The 23,529-nt window shown below is 34.9% G+C and carries 21 protein-coding genes; 13 read left to right on the forward strand and 8 right to left on the reverse strand.

From position 1 onward, the window contains the following. The first annotated feature begins 160 nt into the window (after positions 1-160). The 6 genes from ABJD27_RS13460 (at position 161) to ABJD27_RS13485 (ending at position 6,576) form a co-directional block, all read left to right on the forward strand. Entirely contained in the window at positions 161-2,122 is a 1,962-nt protein-coding gene (locus ABJD27_RS13460) for a sensor histidine kinase (protein WP_348170038.1), read from the forward strand. Continuing rightward, positions 2,115-2,756: a response regulator transcription factor gene (locus ABJD27_RS13465; protein ID WP_348170041.1), complete on the forward strand. Its 642-nt coding sequence runs from the start codon at positions 2,115-2,117 to the stop codon at positions 2,754-2,756. The genes ABJD27_RS13460 and ABJD27_RS13465 overlap by 8 nt, the downstream gene beginning before the upstream one ends. 177 nt (positions 2,757-2,933) lie before the next feature. Then, positions 2,934-4,193 (forward strand): tetratricopeptide repeat-containing protein, encoded by a 1,260-nt coding sequence (locus tag ABJD27_RS13470; protein WP_348170044.1) that lies wholly within the window; start codon positions 2,934-2,936, stop codon positions 4,191-4,193. 7 nt (positions 4,194-4,200) lie between these two features. After that, positions 4,201-5,160: a caspase family protein gene (locus ABJD27_RS13475; RefSeq protein ID WP_348170047.1), complete on the forward strand. Its 960-nt coding sequence runs from the start codon at positions 4,201-4,203 to the stop codon at positions 5,158-5,160. Between the two features lie 3 nt (positions 5,161-5,163). Beyond that, complete coding sequence (locus ABJD27_RS13480; protein WP_348170050.1) at positions 5,164-5,748, forward strand: TIR domain-containing protein; 585 nt, start codon at positions 5,164-5,166, stop codon at positions 5,746-5,748. A gap of 66 nt (positions 5,749-5,814) precedes the next feature. Further along, positions 5,815-6,576 (forward strand): hypothetical protein, encoded by a 762-nt coding sequence (locus tag ABJD27_RS13485; RefSeq protein WP_348170053.1) that lies wholly within the window; start codon positions 5,815-5,817, stop codon positions 6,574-6,576. Positions 6,577-6,722: 146 nt separating this feature from the next. Here the strand turns inward: ABJD27_RS13485 and dnaE are convergent, their stop codons facing one another. Together dnaE and ABJD27_RS13495 are read right to left on the reverse strand one after the other, a co-directional pair. Next, the gene (gene dnaE, locus ABJD27_RS13490) at positions 6,723-11,108 is read right to left on the reverse strand and encodes a DNA polymerase III subunit alpha (protein WP_348170056.1); all 4,386 of its coding nucleotides are present in this window, start codon (positions 11,106-11,108) and stop codon (positions 6,723-6,725) included. 164 nt (positions 11,109-11,272) lie between these two features. After that, positions 11,273-12,091: a DUF6252 family protein gene (locus tag ABJD27_RS13495; protein WP_348170059.1), complete on the reverse strand. Its 819-nt coding sequence runs from the start codon at positions 12,089-12,091 to the stop codon at positions 11,273-11,275. 139 nt (positions 12,092-12,230) lie between these two features. Here ABJD27_RS13495 and ABJD27_RS13500 point away from each other — a divergent pair, with 139 nt between their 5' ends. From ABJD27_RS13500 to ABJD27_RS13520, 5 genes are all read left to right on the forward strand, one after another. Next, positions 12,231-12,752: a 30S ribosomal protein S16 gene (locus ABJD27_RS13500; RefSeq protein WP_348170062.1), complete on the forward strand. Its 522-nt coding sequence runs from the start codon at positions 12,231-12,233 to the stop codon at positions 12,750-12,752. A gap of 18 nt (positions 12,753-12,770) precedes the next feature. Further along, a complete protein-coding gene (gene rimM, locus ABJD27_RS13505) occupies positions 12,771-13,295 on the forward strand; it encodes a ribosome maturation factor RimM (protein WP_348170065.1) in 525 nt (174 codons plus the stop codon). A 17-nt stretch (positions 13,296-13,312) separates the two neighbouring features. Further along, the gene (locus tag ABJD27_RS13510) at positions 13,313-14,101 is read left to right on the forward strand and encodes a methyltransferase (protein ID WP_348170068.1); all 789 of its coding nucleotides are present in this window, start codon (positions 13,313-13,315) and stop codon (positions 14,099-14,101) included. Between the two features lie 60 nt (positions 14,102-14,161). Further along, positions 14,162-15,340, forward strand: coding sequence for an acyl-CoA dehydrogenase family protein (locus ABJD27_RS13515; protein ID WP_348170071.1), 1,179 nt, complete (start codon positions 14,162-14,164; stop codon positions 15,338-15,340). A gap of 70 nt (positions 15,341-15,410) precedes the next feature. Next, positions 15,411-16,319, forward strand: a complete 909-nt coding sequence (locus tag ABJD27_RS13520) for a serine/threonine protein phosphatase (RefSeq protein WP_348170074.1) — start codon at positions 15,411-15,413, stop codon at positions 16,317-16,319. A gap of 11 nt (positions 16,320-16,330) precedes the next feature. Here the strand turns inward: ABJD27_RS13520 and ABJD27_RS13525 are convergent, their stop codons facing one another. The 4 genes from ABJD27_RS13525 to ABJD27_RS13540 all read right to left on the reverse strand — a co-directional run bounded on the left by ABJD27_RS13525 (position 16,331) and on the right by ABJD27_RS13540 (position 19,381). Then, a complete protein-coding gene (locus ABJD27_RS13525) occupies positions 16,331-16,660 on the reverse strand; it encodes a 2Fe-2S iron-sulfur cluster-binding protein (RefSeq protein WP_348170077.1) in 330 nt (109 codons plus the stop codon). Positions 16,661-16,883: 223 nt separating this feature from the next. After that, positions 16,884-17,936 carry an NAD(P)/FAD-dependent oxidoreductase gene (locus ABJD27_RS13530; protein WP_348170080.1) on the reverse strand — a complete coding sequence of 351 codons (1,053 nt, stop codon included), beginning with the start codon at positions 17,934-17,936 and terminating at the stop codon, positions 16,884-16,886. Positions 17,937-17,998: 62 nt separating this feature from the next. Next, positions 17,999-18,241, reverse strand: a complete 243-nt coding sequence (locus ABJD27_RS13535) for a NifU family protein (protein ID WP_348170083.1) — start codon at positions 18,239-18,241, stop codon at positions 17,999-18,001. 3 nt (positions 18,242-18,244) lie between these two features. Next, the gene (locus ABJD27_RS13540) at positions 18,245-19,381 is read right to left on the reverse strand and encodes an Mrp/NBP35 family ATP-binding protein (RefSeq protein WP_348170086.1); all 1,137 of its coding nucleotides are present in this window, start codon (positions 19,379-19,381) and stop codon (positions 18,245-18,247) included. 275 nt (positions 19,382-19,656) lie between these two features. Here ABJD27_RS13540 and ABJD27_RS13545 point away from each other — a divergent pair, with 275 nt between their 5' ends. Continuing rightward, positions 19,657-21,456 carry a T9SS type A sorting domain-containing protein gene (locus tag ABJD27_RS13545; protein ID WP_348170089.1) on the forward strand — a complete coding sequence of 600 codons (1,800 nt, stop codon included), beginning with the start codon at positions 19,657-19,659 and terminating at the stop codon, positions 21,454-21,456. 142 nt (positions 21,457-21,598) lie between these two features. Continuing rightward, positions 21,599-22,453 (forward strand): CPBP family intramembrane glutamic endopeptidase, encoded by an 855-nt coding sequence (locus tag ABJD27_RS13550; RefSeq protein ID WP_348170092.1) that lies wholly within the window; start codon positions 21,599-21,601, stop codon positions 22,451-22,453. Between the two features lie 72 nt (positions 22,454-22,525). Here the strand turns inward: ABJD27_RS13550 and ABJD27_RS13555 are convergent, their stop codons facing one another. Both ABJD27_RS13555 and ABJD27_RS13560 read right to left on the reverse strand, forming a co-directional pair. Next, positions 22,526-22,873: an MGMT family protein gene (locus tag ABJD27_RS13555; protein WP_348170095.1), complete on the reverse strand. Its 348-nt coding sequence runs from the start codon at positions 22,871-22,873 to the stop codon at positions 22,526-22,528. Positions 22,874-22,892: 19 nt separating this feature from the next. Next, positions 22,893-23,522, reverse strand: a complete 630-nt coding sequence (locus ABJD27_RS13560; protein ID WP_348170098.1) for a LysE family transporter — start codon at positions 23,520-23,522, stop codon at positions 22,893-22,895. Positions 23,523-23,529: the final 7 nt, after the last annotated feature.

A 23,529-nucleotide genomic window follows, 5' to 3' on the forward strand; every position in this document is an offset into this window, starting at 1 on the left:
TAATTAAAAGGCTTTACTTATCTTTAGTTTATGTAAAGCCTTTTCTATGAATAAGATACGATTTCCCAAATCACCCTTTACAAAGAAAATGACATACCTACTATTTTTGTTTTTCACACCTATATGTTTATTATATGGGCAAAATAAAACTATTGACAGTTTGCTTTTATCCTTAAGCAAGCAAAACTCCATATACCAACAGGTAGACACCTATAATGAATTAGCATGGGAAAATAAAGACATTGACATCATTAAAGCTTTAAACTATGCCAATAAAGCAAGGCATATAAGTGATTCTTTAAATTATAAAGATGGGTACCTAACTAGCTTAAATAGGATAGGTGCTGTCTATATTAATGAGCATCGCTATAAAGAAGCTAGCGTTATTTATAAAGAGGTCTTACTCTTAGAAGAAGAGAAGAAGGACACTCTTGGTATTGCTCGAACTCAAAATAATTTAGGCATTATTTATAAAGGACTAGGAGATTATAATACTTCCATTAAACACGCAGAAAATAGTTTTATTTTATTTGAAACTATAGGAAATGAGAAGTTTATGGCAATGGCCGCTAATAATCTAGGGTCATCCTACAAAAACTTAGGTAACTATAAAAAAGCTCAGGAATATTATCTTAAAAGTCTGAGTATCAAGGAGAACTTAGGTAATACAAAAGATATAGCTAATAGTCACTTAAATTTAGGAGGGTTTCATGAAGAATTAGAAAATTATGAATTAGCACTTAGTCATCTAAAAAAAAGCGAAACACTTTTTAAAAATTTAAAAAATAATTTAAGCCTTTCCAAAGTATATAATAGCTTTGGTATTGTGTATGAAGCTAAAGCTGATTTAGATAAGGCATTAAATTACTATCAAAAAAGTCTAGATCTTAAAAATCATAATAACATAGACGTACTCTACAATAACATGGGTATTGTTTATGAAAAGAAAAATGATTTAGAAAAAGCATTAAATTACTATCAAAAGAGCTTAGACATTAAAAAGCAAAATGGACTAAACACTAGTGCTGAAGTTTATAATAACATAGGAAATCTAATGCTTAGACAAAAAGCCTATCAAAAAGCATTAGACTATTATCACAAAAGTTTGAATGAAGCACAACAAAATAATCAGCCAACTGCACAATTACCAGTGCTTAGAAATCTAATAAGAACTTCTAACATATTAAAAGAATATGATAAATCTGTTTCTTACAATACTAAATATAATGCATTAAGAGACAGTATTGAATCCAGTTATAAAAATGCTTTTGAACTCCGAGTACTATATGAAGAAGAAAAGAAAAGAGGAGTTCTTCTCGAAATACAACAAGCCAATCTTGCCAAAATTGCAGCCAACAACAAACAACAGCGCACGCTTATTATAGCACTTACGGGAGGGATTTTTTTGTTAAGTCTTATATACTATTTCTCCAAAAGAGTCTCTAAACAGAAAGCAAGTATCGATGACCTAATAAAAGATCAAGAGATTAAATCCATTAATACTATGATCTCTACTCAAGATAGTGAGCGAAAACGCATAGCAAAAGAATTACACGATAGTTTAGGAATTAAGTTATCCGTAGTAAAGATTCATTTCAAAACCGTAGAAGAACATTTAGAACAATTAGACACAGAAGAAATTAACAACTATCAAATGGCTAATAATTTACTAGATGATGCCTGCGAAGAAATTCGTAAAATAGCATACGATATGTCATCTGGAATACTTTCTAACTTTGGTCTTTCTCAAGCAGTACAAGACCTTGTTACCTCTATTGAAACGGCTAACCAAATAGATATTGAATATGTAGATCATAACTTAGAAGATCGTTTGGATAGCAAAGTAGAACTTAATGTATATCGAATCGTCCAAGAACTCGTAAGTAATATATTGCGACATGCCAAAGCTACTGAAATGACACTTCAAATTTTAAGAAACAAAGAAGGCATACATGTTATGACCATAGATGATGGTGTTGGTTTTAATAGTAAACGGGTTACAAAAGGAATGGGTTTACAAAATATTCAAACCAGAGTAGAAGAACTAGAAGGCGAATTAAATATAGATTCTAGAAAAGGAAACGGCACAACCATAACCATACAAATACCTATAGATGAATAGCCAAAACACCATACGTATATTACTAGTAGATGACCATGAACTTATCCTCGATGGGCTTAAATCTTTAATAAAAGTAGAGAAAGGATTAGAAATTGTTTCAACAGCTACCAATGGCATTGAAGCCTTAGATCGCTTGAGAGAAACTCAAATTGATGTTGTTATTCTTGACATTGATATGCCCATAATGAATGGACTAGAAGCAGCAAAAAGAATAAGAGAACATTACCAACAAGTAAAAGTATTAATCCTGACCATGCATAACGATATAAAATATATCAAAGCAATTATCGCTACTGGAGCACATGGCTATATTCTTAAAAATAGAGGAAAAGAAGAGTTAGTAACTGCAATTAAAGTCATTATCTCAGGAGAAGAATACTTTGGTGAAGCTGTTACAAGGTCTATTATAAACGACATGAAAGATGATGAAAAAAAGAAAGAGGTCAGACTTACAAAACGAGAAATTGATGTCCTCAAATTAATTGCAGATGGCAAAACAACACCTCAAATATCTAAAATGCTTTTTATTGCGCCATCTACGGTAGAAACACACCGTCGCAATCTTCTTGACAAAACAGGAGTAATTAACTCAAAAGGCCTTGTAAAATATGCTATAGAAAAAGGATATACCTAAACTACATTATTACATAAAATGGTTTCCAGTTTTAGTACGCTTTCGCGAAAGCGTATACTTTTTATTCACACTATGTATCCTCAAAAACAAGGAGGCAAATATCAGTAATTTAGAGGTTTTATAGTTTATTAAATTGATTGAATTTTGAATGTACTTAAAATCAATCAATTATAAGTTATGAAAGAAAAAACATGCTTTGTCATTATGGGATTTGGCGAAAAAACCAATTACAAAACCAGCCAAACATTTAATCTTGATAAAACCTATAAAAACATTATTAAACCTGTATTTGAAGATTTAGGGTTTTTCTGCTTTAGAGCTGATGATCGCCCCCCTTCTGGAAATATAGATAAAGTAATGTATAGCAATATACTTAAAGCAGACTTTGTCGTGGCAGACTTATCTACTTTAAATCCAAATGCACTCTATGAACTAGGGATACGACACGCACTCAAGAAAAACACAACAATTCTTATTGCAGAAGAAGGCACTGAATTTCCGTTTGATCTAAATCATAATTATATCCATAAATATGAACATTTAGGCAAAGATATAGGAGTAGATGAATCAAGAAGATTCAAATTACACCTAACAGAAACTGTAGAAAGATTACTTAAAAAACCAGAAATAGACAGTCCAATCTACACCTATCTACCTACGCTAGAATCTCCTTCTTTTACTGATCAAGAAATAAAAGACATCAAAGAAGAAATAAAAGAGGAAGATACATCTGTTTCTGATTTTATGGAGCTTGCCGAAGAAGCAAAACAAAGGCAAGATTATAAAATGGCCTTAAAATATTTAGAAAAAGCGATGGAAATATATCCTCATGACAATTTTATACGACAACGTCGTGTCCTGATTACTTATAAATGGAAACAACCCAATGAAAAAGCAGCACTCAACACTGCTCTAGACATTCTAAAAAAAGAGTTACGACTTGAAACTACTACAGATACAGAAACACTAGGGCTAGCTGGAGCTGTATATAAACGTTTCTATTTCCTCACGAAGGAAGACATTTATTTTAAAAAATCCTTATGGAATTATAGCCGAGGGTTTTATATCAGACAAGATTATTACAATGGTATTAACCTCTCTTTTTTACATTTTTTTAGGGCCTCACAAATGGACAACAAACTTAAAGCATTTGCCCACTTCGGGCAAGCCTTAGAAATAGGAGAAAAAGTAGAAGAGTTATGTAAAAAAATAATAGCTCTTAAGAACTTTAAGGATCGAGAAGATAAAGTTTGGATCTACCAAACCTTAGCAGAAGTTGCCTATAGTAAAGGAGATCTAAATGATGAAAGCACATACCTCAACCTAGCACAAATCAATGCAAAAGGCAACTCTTTTTTTAAAGATTCTTATGATGAACAACATAAAAAACTAACTAAAGCCATTCAAAAATTTAATTCAAAATTTAATTCAAAATAAAACTGATATGAGAAGAGCATTACTTGTAGGAATAGATCATTATACATGGGCGCCATTACAAGGCTGTATAAACGATGTACATAATATAGCACCCATTTTAGAGGAGCATTATGACAAGACAACTAATTTTCACTGTAAAAAACTAGTGTCTTCTAAAAAAAAGAGAGTGACCAAACATAAGTTAATGGAGCATATTAAAGATCTTTTTTCAAGAGAAGCAGATATGGCGTTATTTTATTTTTCTGGACATGGGATGTATAATGAACTAGGAGGACTGTTAGTAACCCAAGATGCAGTACAACACAATGAAGGAGTTACAGTAAGTGATATTATCACACTAGCTAACAAAGCAACTAATATCAGACAAATACTTATTATTCTAGATTGTTGTCATGGCGGAAATGCTGGTGCTGCACCTATTCTTAATGACAATATTGCTATGTTGAGAAAAGGAGTGTCTATCCTTACTGCAAGTCTTCATGATCAATATGCTGTAGAAAAAAGAGCAACTAAAGAAGGTTTATTTACCAGTATTCTAGTTGAAGGACTTAAAGGAGGAGCCGCAGATATTTTAGGGGATATTACTCCTGCTAGTCTATATAATTATGCAGAAAAAATATTAGGTCCATGGGATCAGCGACCTGTTTTCAAAACACATACTTCTGCCATGGCAACAATACGGAATAATAAGCCTAAAATAGATATAACAACACTTAAAGAAATCATTAATTATTTTCCAAAATCTAATTATCAATATCATCTAGACCCTTCTTATGATCCTGAACTTGAACCTAAAGACCAAAAGAATGAACATATCATGGGGCACTTTAGACAATTTTTAGCAGAAGGACTACTTAAGCCTGTAGGAGAAAAACACTTATATCACGCAGCAAAGTATAGTGAAAGTTGTCAATTGACTCCATTAGGAATATTCTATTGGCAAATAATAAATAAGAATAAAACTTAAAATATGAAAAGAACATGTTTTATATCCTTTAAAACTGAGGATATCCAATATAAAGAAATTATCCAAAATGATCTTAAAATCGAAATGATAGACAAATCTTTAAATGAATCTATAGTATCAGAAAATGAAGACTATATCATGCAGAGGATAAGAGAAGATTATCTATCCCATTCTACAGTAACTATTCACCTTATTGGAGCCTATAGTGCCGAAAATCTTGGCCAAGAAGAACAAAAATATATTAAGAGAGAACTACAAGCCTCTCTATATGATGGAGTAAATAACACAAAAAATGGAATTTTAGGAATTGTATTACCCGAAATATATGATGATGTATATACAGGAAATGGTGTATGTTCTACTTGTGGAGAAACACTTAATTACGTAAGTATTAATGATCGAACAGCAATTAGAGAATTTAGCTACAACTATCATATTCCAAATGGAAAATGTCATTGGACAGAAGAAGACAGGTATGGTGTACTGGTAAAATGGGATGATTTTGTAGCTGATTCTAAAAAATATATAGAGCAAGCTTTTGAAAAGCGTACAGCTCCTATTGCAAAAAAAACAAAAGTATACCCATAAACAAATTAGTCATTAAAAATCAAGAAACTAAAAAAATAATCCCCCATTCCTACACGTTATCATTATATGATAAAGTACATCGCACTGCTCTTATTCTCAACAAGTGTACTAGCTCAAAACACATTACCTAAAACGGCACATATATTTGTAGCTCTTTGCGACAATGTGAACCAAGGCATTATTCCCGTTCCTAAAACATTAGGTAACGGACAAAACCCTAAAACCAATTTGTATTGGGGTGCTTTATATGGAGTGAAAACGCATTTTAAAAAAAGTAAGGACTGGACATTTATACAATCTATTCCATCCGATAATCCACAAATTTTAGAACGTGTTCTTTTTAAACACGCTACAACAAACACCTACCTACTAGCAGATGCTTATAACGGAAAATACATCAAGCAGACTACTATTGATTTTTTAAAAGCATCTTCAGGGGGTTTTTCTACAACGATTACTATAAATAATAAACAAGTTGCTTTTGGAGGAAAAGTCGATCTCGTAAGTTACATAGGACACGATGGCCTTATGGAATTTCAATTGGATATTGATCTCAAAAAGGACACTTCATCTACCAAAGATGCTATTATATTAGCCTGTTATAGTAAAGATTTTTTTAAACCTTACTTTTCAAAAACAGGTGCCAATCCATTAGTTTGGAGCACAGGACTTATGGCACCAGAAGCGTACACCTTAAAATGGGCATTGGATGGTTGGATTCAAGAAAAGAGCAATAGCGAAATAAGAGAGCTTGCTGCACAAGCCTATAATCACTATCAAAAATGTGGTATCCGCGGTGCCCGTAATTTATTGGTGACTGGATATTAATAGCTTTAACGCTACGCTCTCCCTTTTGGTCGTGAACCTCGCACGCTCGATTTCGCGAAAGCGTACTTCAACTTAACACTTCAACAGATTCAGCGTGGGGTACCAGCATAGACTCCAACGTACAATTTCAACATAAAAAACGAATTCTAGTTCAATTTATAATGCACCGCATTTTCATCAAGCGTATCTAGTAACTCCTGTGTGATTTTTACTTTCTGCTTTTTGCTAGGCATACGCACATACAATTTCTCTTTAGGCTCAAATACTTGAAAGTGTAACTTCCCATCACCTACATGCGCATCAAGAATCGTTTTTATTTCTTGGATACGTGCTTCTGCAATTTCATTAATATCAATATTGATTGTCAATTTTTTTGCAAGAGTTCCCATCACATCTTGTAATTGCTGGATACTATTAAACTGTGTACGAGGATCGCTTTTACGTCCCGTTTCTCTATTGACAAAACCTTCTCGTATAAATACTTTTGCGTGTATAAATGTATTAGGAATTAAGAAGTGACGTAATTTTAAATACTCTTCTCCAAACATTCTAAACTCAAAAGTATCTGTAAAATCTTCTATTGAAAATGCTGCCCAACCTTTTCCATTTTTAGAAATACGATGTTGTACATCTGTAATCACACCTCCAAAAATGAGTTCGCGATTTACATATTCTTCCATTCTATTAAAATGGGTTACTGTAGCATTACAGAAGGTTTTCATTTCTGTTTTAAAATCATCAAGTGGATGGCCTGAGATATAGACTCCTACTACTTCTTTTTCTCTACGAAGTTTTTCCATAGTCCCCCACTCTTCACATGGAGGCACAACAGGTTCTGGAATCTGTACTTCACTTGCTTCGCCAAAAAGGCTTACTTGAGCACTATTTTCGTTTTCCTGAAAACGAGCTCCATACTTTACTGCTTTTTCCAAGAAGGTAATTCCATCACCTTCATTATGAAAAAACTGTGCGCGATGTGTGTTTCCAAGTTCGTCAAATCCTCCAGCAAGAGCTAGACTTTCGAATGCTTTTTTATTTGCCGCTCGTAAATCTATACGGCGTGCAAAATCAAATACCGATTTGTATTTACTTTCCTGTCTATGTTCTACAATAGTAGCTACAGCTCCAGTTCCTACTCCTTTTACAGCTCCCATTCCAAAACGAATCGCTCCATTATCATTTACCGTAAATTTTCTGAAAGATTCATTTACATCTGGACCCAATACTTCCATCCCCATGCGCTTGCATTCTTCCATAAAGAAAGTTACCTGCTTGATATCATTCATATTGTTAGAAAGTACTGCCGCAAGATATTCGGCTGGATAATGTGCTTTTAAATACGCTGTTTGATAAGCAATCCAAGCATAACACGTTGAGTGTGATTTATTAAAGGCATAGGCCGCAAATGCTTCCCAATCCTTCCATATTTTTTCTAATTTTTCAGGATCATGTCCTTTTGCAGAAGCCTGTTCAATAAACTTAGGCTTCATTTTATCTAGTACCGCAATTTGCTTTTTACCCATAGCCTTACGAAGGACATCGGCTTCACCTTTGGTAAAATCGGCTAGCTTTTGAGAAAGCAACATCACTTGCTCTTGATATACTGTAATTCCGTACGTTTCTTTAAGGTATTCTTCCATCGCAGGAAGATCATATTCTATATCTTCTTCTCCGTGCTTACGTCTTACAAACGACGGGATATATTCCATCGGTCCTGGACGATACAAAGCATTCATTGCAATTAAATCTTCAAAAACGGTAGGCTTAAGCGCTTGCATATGTTTTTGCATTCCAGGAGATTCATATTGGAAAATCCCTACAGTATCTCCTCTTTGAAATAGCTCATACGTTTTCTCATCATCTAGCGGGAAGTTCTCTGGATCGAGATCTACATCATGACGGTACTTTACAAGTTTTACAGTATCTTTTATAAGCGTTAACGTTTTAAGGCCCAAGAAATCCATCTTAAGCAGTCCCGCTTCTTCTACCACTGAGTTGTCAAACTGCGTTACATATAAATCAGAATCTTTTGCCGTGGCTACAGGGACAAATTTGGTAATATCATCTGGTGTAATGATTACTCCACAGGCATGAATTCCTGTGTTACGCATAGAACCTTCTAGTTCTTTTGCTTTACGCAACATTCTTCCTTCTAGATCATCTCCTTCAGAAAGGTTAATCAGTTCATTGACCTTAACAAGATCATCTGCTCTAAACTTAGACTTTAATTCTTTCTCACTCTTGCCTAAAATCTTATTAAGCTTAGACATGTTAGGAATAAGTTTTGCAATACGATCGGCATCACCTAACGGCAAGTCTAATGCTCTAGAAGTATCACGTATAGATGACTTTGCTGCCATAGTACCATACGTAATAATTTGAGCTACTTGGTTTGCTCCATATTTATCAATTACATATTGCATTACACGACCACGACCTTCATCATCAAAATCAATATCGATATCCGGCATACTCACACGATCCGGATTTAAGAATCTCTCAAAAAGCAAATCATACTTTAACGGGTCTATATTTGTAATCCAAAGACAATAGGCAACCACACTTCCTGCTGCCGACCCACGTCCAGGACCTACGGACACATCCATATTACGAGCTTCTCGTATAAAATCTTCTACAATTAAGAAATATCCAGGATATCCTGTTTTTTCAATAACATCAAGTTCAAAATCAAGACGCTCTATAACCTCTTCGGTAAGAGGTTCTCCGTATCTCTTTTTTGCTCCTTCAAACGTAAGGTGTTTTAAAAATTTATTTTCACCACGCTTACCTCCATCTTCTTTATCTTCTTCAAAAAGGAATTCTGAAGGAATATCAAAGGCAGGTAAGAGTACATCACGAGCCAATTCAAAAGGTTCTACTTTATCAACGACTTCCTGCACATTAAGAATTGCTTCTGGAAGGTCATTAAAAAGCGCTTTCATCTCATCACCGCTCTTGAAGTAATATTCATTATTAGGCAGTCCATAACGATACCCACGACCGCGACCTTTTGGAGTTGCTACTTTTTCTCCATCTTTTACGCACAATAAGATATCATGTGCTTCGGCATCATCCTTATCTACATAAAATGTATTATTAGAGGCTATAAGTTTAATGTTATGCTTTCGCGAAAGCGTAACAAGTACGGGCATTACTCTATCTTCATCTTCCTGCTGATGTCGCATCAACTCGATGTATAGGTCATCTCCAAACTGCTCTTTCCACCAAACCAGTGCTTCTTCTGCTTGTTTCTCTCCTACATTAAGAATCTTACTCGGCACTTCCCCATAGAGATTTCCTGTAAGCACAATTACATCTTCTTTGTATTGCTCTACAACTTCCTTATCGATACGTGGGACATAATAAAAACCATCTGTATACGCAATAGAAGCCATTTTTGCTAGATTATGATACCCGTTTTTATTTTTGGCGAGCATCACTATTTGATATCCATTATCTTTTTGACTCTTATTGGTATGATCTACACACACATTAAATTCACATCCTACAATGGCTTTAATCTCTGTTGCTTCTGGATCATTCCCTTCGGCTAGTGCAGCTTCATTTTTTGCCTTAGCTCCTTTATTATAATTCTTGACCGCTTTTACAAAATGAAATGCCCCCATCATATTACCTGTGTCGGTCATAGCTACCGCGGGCATATTATATTTTGAAGCTGCATCTACAAGGTTTTGAATATTTGTTGTAGACTGTAAAATAGAGAACTGTGTATGATTATGAAGATGTGCAAATGGGGCTTCTGCCATTTGCGCTTCATTGTCTGCTATTTCTGTTTTTGAAATCTCAGGAACTTCTTGCTTTTGAAGCGATTTTCTAATCTTATCAGAAGCTTGTTTGAGATTAATATGCTTAAGTCCTATAAACTGTATAGGCTGTGGGTTCTCTTGTGAGAAATTTTCAAAATAATCTGGTTGTACATCCAGTTCTTCTTGCGTAAATACACGCGTACGAATAAGTTCAAAAAAACATCGTGTCGTTGCCTCTACATCTGCTGTAGCATTATGAGCTTCACCAAAACCTTCTCCAAATAAATGTTTATGTAATTCTGTAAGTGTAGGTAGTTTAAATCTCCCCCCTCTACCTCCAGGGATTTGACATAGCTTTGCCGTAGTTTCGGTACAAGTATCTAATACTGGAAGTTCTTGAAGGTCATTAGGAAGTGATTGTCTATGAAACTCAGCGCCCATAATATTAACATCAAACCCTACATTTTGACCTACGACATATTTTGTTTTTGATAATGCAATATTGAATTTCTCTAGTACTTCTTGGAGAGAAATCCCATCACGTGCAGCTAGTTCTGTAGAGATTCCATGAATACGTTCTGCATCATAAGGAATATCAAATCCTTCTGGTTTTATCAAATAGTCTTGATGCTCAATAACATTTCCTAAGGCATCATGCAATTGCCAAGCAATTTGTATGGCACGTGGCCAGTTATCAGAATCTGTTATAGGGGCATTCCAGTTTTTAGGTAATCCAGTGGTTTCTGTATCAAAAATAAGGTACATCTGCTAGCTATTTTGCAAATAGAAATGTACGGAAAATCTTAAGATAGAACACCTCTCAAAACGCGTGAGTTATTAAATGTTATACACCAAAAAAGGGCTTCCAAATGGAAGCCCTTTTTAAAGATCTATCTAGATCTCATATATGTTTTAGAATAAAGTAGTTTCTAGTAACTTACAGAAAACTCTCCATCTGTGATTGAGAATCCATCGACTTCAAAAATAAAATCTCCAGAAATTTCTCTATTTACTGTATCATTTGTAATAATAGTCAAGGTACCCGATTGTGCTTGTAGTCCCATTGCATCTGCAAGAATTCTATAGGTAGCAAAAATATCCGTTCCTTCCATAATATCATATGTTCCCGGTGCTGTATTTGTTGGGAATATAACAGATATGGATGCTTGCTGTGTTTGTCCAGCTACTGTTAATGAATTTCCAGATTCTACAGAAGTAATTACTGTAGGATTAAAAATCACAGAGTTTACTCTTGCTGTAAAAGAATCATTAGACCCTACATCTGGGGTATCTCCTAATTCTGATAAGATTGGAATTCCAAACATAAACCCTCTACTAAAAGTAAGGGTATCATTAATTCCATTACGCAATGCTGTAAAATTAAAAGTTCCTGATACTGTATTATCACTATTAATTTGATAATTTACTTGACCATCTGCACTAGAAGAAGCTGTAGAAAAGATATTCCCAAATTCATCTGTAAAAGATGCAATATTTACATTAGGGCTATCTCCACCTAATTCAACTTGAGATTGATTTGTAGAGTTAATTAATATATTTAATGTTTCTGTCTCAGAAGTTCCTTGTATGGTAAGACTTCCGTTATCGTTAAAAATGGCACTACTACTTGCAGATCTAAAAAGAAGACTATCCTTAACTCCTTGGAATGCAGGTATACTATCTTGGATTTCATTAGAACAAGAAAAGATAGATAACGATACTAATAGAATTGGTAATAAGCGTTTCATAATGACATGTAGGTTAAAGTAGGTTTAAAAGCAAATGTACTATAAAAAAGTAAATAACGTAATTTAGGCTAAAAAATTGTGTTATCTTTGCACGCCTAATTAAATCTGAGGTCGGGTACCTCAAAAATTAATTCAAATTATGTCAGTTAAAATTAGATTACAAAGACACGGTAAAAAAGGAAAACCTTTTTACTGGATCGTAGCAGCAGATGCTCGTTCAAAGAGAGATGGTAAATTCTTAGAAAAGTTAGGAATTTATAATCCAAACACAAATCCAGCAACTATCGAATTGGATATGGATGGATCTGTAAAATGGTTACAGAATGGTGCACAACCTACTGAAACTGCAAAACGTCTTCTTTCATACAAAGGAGCAATGCTTAAGAATCACCTAGCTGGTGGTGTACGTAAAGGAGCACTTACTGAAGAGCAAGCAGAAGAGAAATTTACTGCTTGGTTAGAAGAAAAAGCTTCAAAAATTTCTTCTAAAGAAGGAGATCTTTCTAAAGCTGCAGAAAAAGCAAAAGCAGATGCTCTTAAGGCTGAGCAAGCTGTAAACGAAGCTCGTATAGCAGCAGCACAACCTGAGCCAGAAGTAGTAGCAGACGCAGAAGACGCGCCAGCTGAAACTGCTGAAGCAGCAGCAGATTCTGAAGAATAACATTATAATTTTCTAACGATGAAGAAAGAAGATTGCTTCTATCTAGGTAAAATCGTACGAAAATATAGTTTCAAAGGGGAACTCCTAGCAAAGCTAGATACAGACGAACCCGAAATGTATACAAAAATGGAATCAGTATTCGTGGATTTTAGCACGAATTTGGTTCCATTTTTTATTGAATCTTCTCAACTTCACAAATCCACCTTACTACGTTTCAAATTTGAAGATGTAGAGACAGAACAAGACGCAGAAGATCTTATAGGCGCCAGCTTATATCTTCCCCTTGATATGCTTCCTGAACTAGACGGAGATAAATTTTACTTTCATGAGGTTATAGGATTTACAGCTATCGATGAAAGTTTTGGAGAGATTGGTATTATCAAAGGAATTAACGATACTACTTCTCAAGCTATTTTTGAGATAGAGCGAGACGGAAAAGAAGTTCTTATTCCTATGATAGACGATTTTATCAAAAAACTAGATCGTAAAGAAAAGACCATCTTACTAGATGTACCAGATGGCCTTATCGATTTATACATTTAGTTTTATGCCTATTTGATATGGCAAACACTCCTTTCAAATTCAAACAATTTTCTATTGCGCAAGATCGGTGTGCTGCAAAAATAGGAACCGATGGTGTCTTATTAGGCGCGTGGACTTCTATTACACATGATCCTGAATCTATTTTAGACATAGGAACAGGAACAGGCATTATTGCCATGATGCTTGCTCAACGCAGTTTTGCTCACACTATAGACGCTTTAGAGCTAGATGATAATGCTTATGAGCAAGCTGCAGAAAATTTTGAAAATAGTGATTGGGGAGATCGTCTTTTTTGCTATCACGCACATTTGTACGAGTTTGCTACAGAAATAGAAGAAACCTACGATCTTATCGTAAGCAATCCTCCTTTTTACGAAACCTCCTCTCTACCATTGGAATCTCTCCCAGAAGGAGAAAAAATATCTGATGCCAGAAAGCAAGCCCGATTTGAAGATGCAATGCCTTTTGAGTTACTTGTAGGCGCTGTTGCAAAATTACTTTCGATGAACGGTACTTTCAACATTATTATACCGCGCCATAGGGAAGATGATTTTATTATACTTGCCTCAAAAGCACATTTAGTCCTTACGCGTATCACTCATGTTCAAGGAAATTCTGAAAGTCCTATAAAAAGGAGTTTACTAGAGTTTCAACGTCAGGAATATCTTCAAGAAATTAAAGGAGAAGCTGGTTTTATACGCTTTCGCGAAAGCGTACTTCCACAGAAAATCATTATTGAACATGCGAGGCATGAATACACAGAAGAATATATCGCATTAGTTAAAGATTTTTACTTAAAAATGTAGATGTGATTTTGGGGCATAGAAAACGTTTTCGTTACATTTGCTACTACTAAAAATAAAACCATGCGACCAGATCTTTTTGAAGCGCCAGATTATTACAATCTTGACGATCTTTTAACTGAAGAACATAAACTTATACGTGATGCTGCCCGTGCTTGGGTAAAACGTGATGTATCACCTATTATAGAAGAAGCTGCTCAAAATGCAGAGTTTCCAAAATCTATTATCCCAGGACTTTCAGAAATAGGTGCTTTTGGCCCATATATTCCGGAAGAATATGGAGGTGCAGGACTTGATCAAATTTCTTACGGACTCATCATGCAAGAAATTGAGCGTGGAGATTCTGGAGTACGATCTACCGCCTCTGTACAATCATCACTTGTGATGTATCCTATCTGGAAATATGGTAGTGAGGAACAACGTAAAAAATATTTACCCAAACTTGCTTCTGGAGAATGGATGGGATCTTTTGGTCTTACAGAACCCGATCATGGGTCTAATCCATCAGGAATGATAACTCATTATAAAGATATGGGGGACCATTATCTTTTAAATGGTGCAAAACTTTGGATATCTAATTCGCCGTTTTGTAATGTCGCTGTTGTTTGGGCAAAAAATGAAGAAGGACGTATCCACGGACTTATCGTTGAGCGTGGGATGGAAGGTTTTTCTACACCAGAGACACACAACAAATGGTCATTACGTGCGAGTGCAACTGGAGAATTAATTTTCCAAGATGTAAAAGTGCCTAAAGAAAATTTACTTCCTAACAAATCAGGCCTTGGAGCACCACTAGGATGTTTAGATTCTGCACGATTTGGAATTGCTTGGGGAGCTATAGGAGCTGCTATGGATTGTTATGATACTGCTTTGCGTTATGCAAAAGAGCGTATCCAATTTGGGAAACCAATTGCAGCATTCCAATTACAACAAAAGAAACTTGCAGAAATGATCACAGAGATCACAAAAGCACAACTTCTTGCATTCCGCCTTGGGCAACTTAAAAATGAAGGTCGTGCTACTTCTGCACAGATCTCTATGGCTAAGCGTAACAATGTAGATATGGCTATAAAAATTGCTCGTGAAGCTCGTCAAATACTAGGTGGTATGGGTATCACTGGTGAATACAGTATTATGAGACATATGATGAATCTAGAAAGTGTTATTACCTATGAGGGTACGCACGATATCCACTTATTAATTACGGGTCTAGATATTACTGGAGAAAACGCGTTTAAATAGAAAGCGCACATTTTATAAAATTAAAAGCCCGAGTCTTACAGATTCGGGCTTTTTTATGCATCTTTACGATATGAACTCTAAAAAACGACTAGACAGAGCTTATAAGAATGCCAAAGTAGTCAACTATGGTAATCAGGATAAAATGATCTTTTTTTCTGACTGTCATCGTGGAGATAAGAGTTTTGCAGATGATTTTGCGCGTAATGAAAACATCTATTTTCATGCACTTAAGCATTATTACAAGGAAGGGTTCACTTATCTTGAATTAGGGGATGGTGATGAACTATGGGAGAATTCTTCTTTTGAGAGCATTCTTAAAGCACATAAAAACGTATATCATTTACTCCAGAAATTTCACTTAGAAAACAGATTACATTTAATTTGGGGAAATCACGATATGGTCTATCGCGATCCTAAATATGTTCAAAAACATTTAACCACTTATTTTGATCCAAAAGACAATCGTGAAGAGATTCTTTTTAAAAATTTAAAATATCATGAAGCCATTGTTTTAAAACATTGTGATACGGATCAAGAACTCTTTTTATGCCATGGTCATCAAGCTGACTGGATGAATTATCACGGGTGGCGTTTTAATCGATTTCTTGTTCGTGTTTTATGGAAACCATTACAGATTTTTGGTATTTCTGACCCTACAAGTCCTGCAAAAAACTATAAAGAACTCATCAAAGTAGAACGACGCCTTAAAAAATGGATATCAGATAATAACAATCTTATGACCATTGTAGGTCATACGCATAGGCCTCGATTTCCAGAACCTGGAGATATTGCTTTTTTTAATGATGGAAGTTGTGTACACCCTCGAAGTATTACTGGTATAGAAATAGAAAACGGAAAAATAGCATTAATAAAATGGCATATTGCCACTCATAGTGATGGCACATTACGAGTTATGCGAGTGTTACTTGAAGGGCCAAAAAACATTCTAGATTACAAAACTGAAGGGCTTACGAAGTAGTGGTAATACTATTATGATTCTGGAGCTAATTTTATTTTTAGTCCTTCTAATTCTGGTGAGATGTGTATTTGACATCCTAAGCGACTATTATCTTCTGTATAAAACGCCTCAGCAAGCATAGCGTCTTCATCATCACTCATTTCTGGAAGTTCATGATCAGACTCTACATAACACTGGCAAGAAGCACACATAGCCATTCCTCCACACACACCGATAGTACCTTCTGGAGCAAGTTCATACATACGTACAATTTCCATCAAATTCATATTCATATCTGTAGGAGCTTCTATCTTATGAGTCGTTCCCTCACGGTCTGTAACGTGTATATGTATGTCTGACATTCTTATAAACTTATTAATTTAATCGCACCAAAAATAACGATCAAAACGATATATAATAGCAATAATAATATACTTACATATAAGATTCTTGCAACACATCCTTGTCCTTTCACCTTTCTTAGGTATACCTTCTTTTTTGAAAGTATACGATGAAGCAAGTATCCTAATGTTATGACAATTACAAAAAAACCTATACTACTAGCAATACTAAAACCTTGCATACCTACTCTATAGCTTTAACAACAGCCTTTGGGGCCTCTTTTTTTGTACCATCAAATCCAGTTACTCCACCTACTGTTGTGTATTTCATCACGTATCTTTTATCTGGAAAAATACGTTGATATGCACTCTGACACATTAATGTGGCTTCATGAAAACCACAAAGGATTAATTTTAATTTACCCGGATATGTATTTACATCTCCTATAGCATAAACACCAGGAATATTGGTTTGATAATCTAAGCTATTATCTACTTTAATAGCATTCTTTTCTATCTCAAGTCCCCAATCTGCAATTGGTCCTAATTTAGGGGATAATCCAAAAAGAGGGATAAAATGATCAACAGCAATTTCTATGGCCTCTTCTCCTTTTTGCACGGTAACACTTTCTAGTTTTTGATCTCCAGTAAGTGCTGTAATTTCTGCTGGGGTGATTAGTTTTATTTTTCCGCTATCCTTAAGGTCTTGTACTTTTTCTACACTATCTAGTGCCCCTCTAAACTCATTGCGACGATGCACTAATGTTACTTCACTAGCAACATCAGACAAGAAAATACTCCAATCTAATGCGCTATCTCCTCCACCTGCAATGACTACTTTTTTATCACGATATAATTCGGGATCTCTTATGATATACTCTACTCCTTTGTCTTCAAACTGCGCAATGTTTTCTAATAAAGGTTTACGGGGTTCAAAACTTCCTAGACCTCCAGCAATAGCAACAATAGGTGCTTGATGTTTTGTTCCTTTATTTGTTGTTACAATAAAGGAATCATCATCTTGTTTTTCTATAGTTTGTGCACGCTCTCCTAATGTAAACCCTGGTTGGAATGGCTCAATCTGTTTCATTAGATTATCTACCAAATCTCCTGCTAGCACTTCTGGAAAAGCTGGGATATCGTATATAGGTTTTTTGGGATATATTTCAGAACACTGTCCACCTGGTTGTGGCAAAGCATCTATAAGATGACATTTTAGTTTTAAAAGTCCTGCTTCAAAAACAGTAAAGAGCCCTGTTGGTCCTGCTCCTATGATGAGTATATCTGTCTTTATCATATGTGTTTTTCCGCGAAGGCGGAAATTTTTTAATTCTTCCTTAATATGCTTTCGCGAAAGCGTTATGCTTCTACATTAATTACACTTTCTATTTGTGGAGCATGTTTTTTGATCGTCATCTCTACGCCACTTTTAAGTGTCATTTGATTTACAGAACATCCTACACAAGCTCCTTCTAATTGAACACGAACAGTCTTCCCTTCTTCAATTCCTAATAAGGTAATATCACCTCCATCACTCTGAAGAAATGGTCGAATCTCGTTTAATGCGTCTTCTACTTTTTGAGTTAACTCTTGATCTGTCATACCTTAATTTTTAACGGCGCTACATCCTGCCATTGTTGTTATCTTAATTGCCTCGGTAGGAGGCAAATTATCATTACGACGTACTGTTTCTTCTACAACATTTCTGGCTAGTTCTTCAAAAGCTTTTGAAAGAGGAGTCCCATCTTGTAATGCGGCAGGACGCCCAACATCTCCAGCTTCTCTTATACTCTGTACTAAAGGAATTTCTCCTAACAAACGTACATCTAGATCTTGAGCAAGGTTTTTTGCTCCTTCTTTTCCAAAGATATAATACTTATTATCTGGCAATTCTTCTGGAGTAAAATATGCCATGTTTTCTAAAATACCAAGGACGGGAACATTAATACTTTCTTGTTGAAACATCGCTACTCCTTTCTTTGCATCTGCAAGTGCAACCGTTTGTGGTGTACTTACAATGACTGCTCCTGTTATAGGTAAAGATTGCATGATGCTTAAGTGTATATCTCCTGTACCTGGAGGTAGATCTAACAGAAGAAAATCTAATTCTCCCCAAGCTGCATCAAAAATCATTTGATTTAATGCTTTTGCAGCCATAGGTCCTCTCCAAACAACAGCTTGATCTGGTTTTGTAAAAAATCCTATAGATAAGATTTTAACTCCGTAACTTTCTACAGGTTTCATTTTAGACTTCCCATCTATAGTTACAGATAGTGGGCGTTCATTTACTACATCAAACATGATAGGCGCAGATGGCCCATAAATATCGGCATCTAGCAGTCCTACCTTAAATCCCATTTTCACAAGACTTACGGCTATATTTGCTGTGGTTGTAGATTTCCCTACACCTCCTTTTCCAGAGGCAATAGCTACTATATTTTTAATCCCAGGAATTGCTTTTCCTTTGATTTCTACTTTTTCCGATGGCGCAGGGGCATCTACTTTAAGGTTGATTTTAACCTGTGCTTTTTGCGCTACTTTCTCATGGATCGCTTTCATAATCTCAACCTCAGTCTTCTTACGAGCTTGTAGTGTTGGGTTTTTTATTGTAATATCTACAATTACCTCATCTCCAAATGTAAGTACATTTGTGACTGCACCACTATCTACCATGTTTTCTCCAGCACCCGGAACTGTGATTGTTTTAAGTGCATCTAGTATATCCTTCTTATTCAGTTTCATCTCTTTTTTTAAGCAATAAGTCTACAAAAGAATCTAGCCTTACTTAGACTAAATCTAAATGCAAAGATACCGCTTAAAGTAAGAAGAACAAAGTGTAAATAGTGTCATAAAAACTTTTGAAATAAAGGAGATTACGCTTTCGCGAAAGCGTACTAAAAACATATAGAATCTATTGTCATTTTGATACCATATACCTATGAATCTATTTCTACACCTCTTTCTTTATTATTTATCATGTAAATTAATCTTCCAGAAACCGACCTATTCATTTACATATGAAGACTTTCTTAACATGGATCATCTTATTAATTCCGTTTATTGGAATTGCACAGAATGACAACAATTGTGTACTACTCGCTGGCGGTCCTGCTCCGGATGATGAAGCAGGAGTATATAGCAGATCTGTAGATGAAGACTTTCTAGCTACGTTTGAGCCTGTCACATTCACCATCTTCTTTTGGGGAATTAATAATGATGATGTGAGTAATACACCTACCATTAATGAAGCCACTGTTCAGGAAGCAATTACCAGAATAAATAATGATTTTAACCCCTTTAATATCTTTTTTAGATTAAAGGGATTTGATAACCAATCATTTAATTCTTCAGAACATCATATTGGAGCAGATCTTGAAGAAATAGGCTCCTATGCAAAGCAACATGGTTTTTTCGCTCCCAATACTTTTAACGTCTATATCCCAGAAAATCATGGCCCTGGCGGTGGCGAGGCTAGATTTAATAGTACGATATGCGCTGTAGAAAGAGATAATTTCCAAGATTACACACTAACTCATGAGCTTGCTCACGACTTTTTTATTTTTCACACAAGAGAGTTTTTTAATACTCCAGAGTGTGAGCATGTCACGAGAGATCCTAATGATTCAAATTATAATGCTCTTACGGCGGGTGATCGTATTGCAGATACCGCAGCTTCTCCTCGATATAATCTTGCGACCATAGATCAAGAACTAGATGAAGTAAATTGTTTATACATCGGTGATTTAACAGATTGTGAAGGGACTCCTTATGAGATATTTCAAGAAGATATTTTAAATTTTATGAGTGCTTTTGCTTTTTCTTGCCGAAGTATATTTTCTACAGGACAAAAAATAAGAATGCATGAATCTATCCTAGCCGATGTAAATGACGTCTTTACTAAAGCCAAAATCACCTTTATTCCAGACCCTTATTTTGAGCAGGCATTAATCGATCAAGGTATAGATTCTGATCAAACTCTTAATGGAGAAGTATTTACCGCAGACATCTATACTTTAACAGATCTAGACATAAGTAATCAAAATATACAAGATATAACAGGTATTCAAGATTTTACTGCTTTACAAAAACTAGATATTAGTTTTAATAATGATCTCACAGCGATTTCTTTGTTAAGAAATATCTTTTTAGAAGAACTAATGGCAAACAATACTTCATTAGAAAATCTAATTATCACGACCAATGAGCAACTTCGTTTATTAAGTGTACGTCAAAACAATCTCACAAATCTTGATGTTTCTAATAATGTGTTACTAGAAACACTTGATATTTCCAATCCAAGTCTAGGTACATTACCAAGAAATGAAATTACAGATCTTGATCTTACTACAAATACAGCTTTAGCTTCCATAATTGCTTTTAACTCCAACATCACAAATCTTACTATCCAAAACGGAAATAATAGTATTATCACAGAGTTCTCTACCCTAGAAAATCCAAATCTTACTTGTATACAAGTAGACGATGCAACTACTGCAAATAACAGAGAGCAACCTTATGACAATTGGTTAACAGATTTTCAAACATTCTTTTCTGAAGATTGTAGTTTAAACAATGAGGATGCCTTCTTGTCTTCTTTTAAAATATTCCCAAATCCTGTGCAGGAAGAGATTACTATTATCCCTCCACAAGAAGTTCAACTATTAAAAATCGAAGTGTTTGACATCTCAGGCAAAAGGGTCTTATTACAGGAAAGTGATTTTAATAGGGTTCGTGTTTTCACCTTACCTAAAGGAGTATTTTTTCTTAGAGTAGACACTCAAAACAGTTCTATTGTAAGACGTTTTATAAAAGGATAAATATTATATACGCTTTCGCGAAAGCGTATTATGAACAATACTAGCCTAAACTACTTTTCATTTAAAATAGACAGGCAACCTTTTTACAAAACAAAACGTCTTTATAAGTATACCACTTCATGGTACTCCTAAAAAAAGACAGATGTATTCAATCAAAAACAGCAATCCATTTATCACTTCTTTATGTCTAATCTTGCTTATCGCTCTTATTTTTTCTTTACCTATTGATACATTATTTTCTACAGATTATTTTTCAGAATTTCAAATCGAGTACTTTGTCTTAACATTAAAAATGCTACTCCTTTTTATCATTGGTTTTATAGGTATAAAAAAAGTGGACTTACTATCTTTAAGTGGTATTTCTCGCACAGACAAATGGTCTTTTAAACTGCTTAACGCAATACCTATCTATCTTTTTATAGTAGGTATTTTATCTTTTATAGGCAATGACATATCTCAAGTACATGGTAGTAATGTCTTGTTGTTACTAACTGCTTGTCTTATGGTTGGTTTTGCCGAAGAGTTTATTTTTAGAGGGTTATTACTACCTCTTTTTATAAAAAAATATCAGGGTCACAAAAAAGGTGTTTTTCTAAGTATTTTCTTTTCTGCTTTATTTTTTGGGCTTTCGCATTTGATAAATCTATCTGTAAATGACAATATTCCTCAGGTACTTGCGCAAGTAATTTTTGCAACATTTATGGGCATCTTCTTTGCTACTGTTTTATTAAAAACCAACAAATTAGTCCCAATAGCAATAACACACGGTCTTATAAATTTCTTTTTTTTAATTGGTACTTTACCAGCTATAAACAACAATGTAACTATTGTTCCTACGACACAAAGTATCTCCGATCAAATAGCAGGGGTCATCCCTTCTATACTCATATTTTCTCCATTATTAATTGTAGGCATCATCATTTCAAAAAGAATAGATCGAGAAGTCACGCTTCAAAAATTGCCTAAACAAAATACCACGAAGGTTGTTAAGTTGTAAATAGTAGTATAAATAGATTTTTCTATTTTGAAAGACTGTTTATCCACAAATAGAAGTGTATAAGAAGGATGATTATTCCATCCCCAATTCTATCACTGGATCCCAAAAGAGTTTTTTGAAGTCTACTACTTTGTCATCTTCAACTTCAATTCCTTCTTCTCCTAACATTTGTTCCATAGCAGTACTACTTCCAAAATGCATTTTACCAGTAAGCATTCCCACTCTATTTACCACACGATGCGCTGGGACGTCTGGATGTTTTCCAGCACCGTTCATAGCCCATCCGACCATACGGCTACTACGAGCTGCTCCTAGGTATCTAGCAATGGCTCCATAATTAGTCACGCGTCCATACGGGATAAGCTTTGTCACCTCATAAACTTTGTCAAAGAAATTTTCTGTATCTGTAGAGTACTTCACTTCTATCTTATATTAATCTTTATTCAAAATAAACAGTTCTTATCAATGTAATTATCACCAATACGAGCATTAAGCCTGCCATAAAGTAATTAGAATACTTTGCAAAAGAAGCACTCTTATTTTCTATCCTAGCAAAGAAAATCACATACAGATATAAAGTAGTAAATGTTCCTAAAACTGCTGCTGCTATAAAAAAGCTAATAGCAACAATATCATACTCTACTTTTCCGCTTACATTAAGAGCAGCTCCTAAGGCACAGAAATATGGTATTGGTAATACATTAAGCACCGAAATCATCATGCCTTTCCCAAGACTTCGTATACCTGCATGTTTTGGGATTTTTACTTTCTTAACCCGACTACGCTTTGCCTTTATAAAGAAAAAAATAGCCATGATTAAGAAAATCACCAATCCAGTACGAAGTAACATATTCTGTACAAAGGGATTTCCAAAAATATATCGTGCAAGTAAAATAGCAATAAGTGCTTGAAATGCAACAACAACAGAGGCTCCTATCGCGACTAAAACACCATCCTTCTTTCCATGTTGTACACATGTCTTTGCCACAGACATATTAATAAGTCCGGGAGGTATTACTCCGGCTAATGCAGCAAAATAGGTAATAAAAAAGAGTTTGGTTGTTTCCAAATGGGTT

Source organism: Dokdonia sp., assembly GCF_039945015.1.
Lineage (GTDB): Bacteria > Bacteroidota > Bacteroidia > Flavobacteriales > Flavobacteriaceae > Dokdonia.